Annotated in this window: 3 protein-coding genes; 2 read left to right on the top strand and 1 reads right to left on the bottom strand. The window is 63.8% G+C overall.

Annotated features, from left to right (window positions below):
• Positions 1-969, top strand: a 969-nt coding sequence (locus tag JNK68_06345) for an adenosylhomocysteinase (GenBank protein ID MBL8539976.1), incomplete at its 5' end; no start/stop codon positions are given.
• 84 nt (positions 970-1,053) lie between these two features.
• Positions 1,054-1,902 carry a methylenetetrahydrofolate reductase [NAD(P)H] gene (gene metF, locus JNK68_06340; protein MBL8539975.1) on the top strand — a complete coding sequence of 283 codons (849 nt, stop codon included), beginning with the start codon at positions 1,054-1,056 and terminating at the stop codon, positions 1,900-1,902.
• A gap of 66 nt (positions 1,903-1,968) precedes the next feature.
• Here the strand turns inward: metF and JNK68_06335 are convergent.
• Positions 1,969-2,105: alanine--glyoxylate aminotransferase family protein (locus tag JNK68_06335; GenBank protein MBL8539974.1), on the bottom strand; the 137-nt coding region annotated here is incomplete at its 5' end.

Below are 2,105 nucleotides of genomic sequence, written 5' to 3'. Positions count from 1 at the left end.
CGCGCCGAGACCGATCCATCGGTGCTGAACAATCCGGGCAGCGAAGAGGAGCGCATTCTGTTTGCCGCCATCCGCAAGCGCATCGCGGCGCAGCCGGGCTGGTACTCGACGCGCATCAAGCAGGTGAAGGGCGTGACCGAGGAAACGACCACCGGCGTGCATCGCCTATACCAGATGGCCGAGAAGGGCGATCTGAAGATGCCGGCGATCAACGTGAACGACTCGGTCACCAAGTCCAAGTTCGACAACCTGTATGGTTGCCGCGAGTCGCTGGTCGACGGCATCAAGCGCGCGACCGATGTGATGGTGGCCGGCAAGGTCGCTCTCGTCTGCGGCTACGGCGACGTGGGCAAGGGTTCGGCGCAGGCACTGCGCGCGCTTTCGGCACAGGTCTGGGTCACCGAGATCGACCCGATCTGCGCGCTGCAGGCGGCCATGGAAGGTTATCGCGTCGTCACCATGGACTACGCTGCCGACAAGGCCGACATCTTCGTCACCTGCACCGGCAACTACCATGTGATCAATCACGATCACATGGCGAAGATGAAGGACCAGGCGATCGTCTGCAACATCGGCCACTTCGACAACGAGATCGACATCGCCTCGATCGAGAAGTATCAATGGGAAGAAATCAAGCCGCAGGTCGACCACGTCATCTTCCCCTCGGGCCGCCGCATCATCGTGCTCGCCAAGGGGCGGCTGGTGAACCTCGGTTGCGGCACCGGGCACCCGAGCTACGTCATGTCGAGCTCGTTCGCCAACCAGACCATCGCGCAGATCGAACTCTTCACCAACACCGCCCAGTACCCGATCGGTGTGTACACGCTGCCGAAGCACCTGGACGAGAAGGTGGCGCGCCTGCAGCTGAAGAAGCTCAACGCACAGCTCACCACGCTCACCGACGAGCAGGCGAAATACATCGGCGTCGACAAGGCCGGGCCCTACAAACCCGATTCCTACCGCTATTGATGTGACGTTCCCGGATCACGCGCGGCCCGTCGCGGGCGGCGCGTGGTCCATCGTTCCTTCCCCTACTTTCCGCCTTACCGCAAGATGCAAGAACAATCCCGTCATCCGCGCGAATTCAGCTTCGAGTTCTTCCCGCCCAAGACGCCGGAAGGCATGGAGAAGCTGCGCGCGACCCGGCGACAGCTGGCGCAGCTCAGGCCGCAGTTCTTCTCGGTCACGTTCGGCGCCGGCGGCTCGACGCGCGACCGCACGCTGGAAACCGTACTCGAGATCCAGGCCGAAGGCAGCGCCGCGTCACCGCACATCTCCTGCATCGCCTCGAGCCGGGCCGACCTTGCCGCGACCCTGGGGCTCTACAAGTCTCATGGCATACGCCACATCGTTGCGCTGCGTGGTGACCTGCCGTCCGGGCTGGCTTCCTTCGGCGAACTCAGGTACGCGAGCGAACTGGTGGAGTTCATCCGGCAGGAGACCGGCGACTGGTTCACGATCGAGGTCGCCTGCTATCCGGAAATGCACCCGCAGGCGCGCAGCCCCCAGGAAGACGTTCGCAACTTCAAGCGCAAGGTGGACGCGGGGGCCGACTCGGCGATCACGCAGTATTTCTTCAACGCCGACTCCTACTTCCGCTTTGTCGACGAATGCGAGGCGATCGGCATCGACATCCCGATCGTCCCCGGCATCATGCCGATCGGCAATTTCTCGCAGCTCGCCCGCTTCTCGGACGCCTGCGGTGCGGAGATCCCGCGCTGGATGCGGCTGCGCCTGCAGAGCTTCGGCGACGATACTGCATCGATCCGCGCCTTCGGGCTCGATGTCGTCACCGACCTGTGCGACCGGCTGCTCAGCGCGGGTGCGCCCGGCCTGCATTTCTACACGCTCAACCAAGCGGGACTTACCAGCACGATCTGGCAGCGACTCGGGCTGTCGTAGCGGTACCAGAAATGCAAACGGGGCAAGTCGTTCGACTTGCCCCGTCGCGTTTGGCAGCGCGTGAACTCAGGCCGCTGCGACCTTCTTCGACCGTGAGTGTGTCGGATTCAACGCGTAGGCGTGATAGGCGGCGGCTTCCGCCGCACCGAAGCGCGCGCCCGCACCCATGTCGGCGAAAACCGTCTCCAGCGCGCACAGGCACA

The sequence above is a fragment of the Betaproteobacteria bacterium genome, assembly GCA_016791345.1.
In the GTDB taxonomy this organism is placed as follows: domain Bacteria; phylum Pseudomonadota; class Gammaproteobacteria; order Burkholderiales; family JAEUMW01; genus JAEUMW01.
This window is presented reverse-complemented; position numbering and strand designations above follow the sequence as displayed.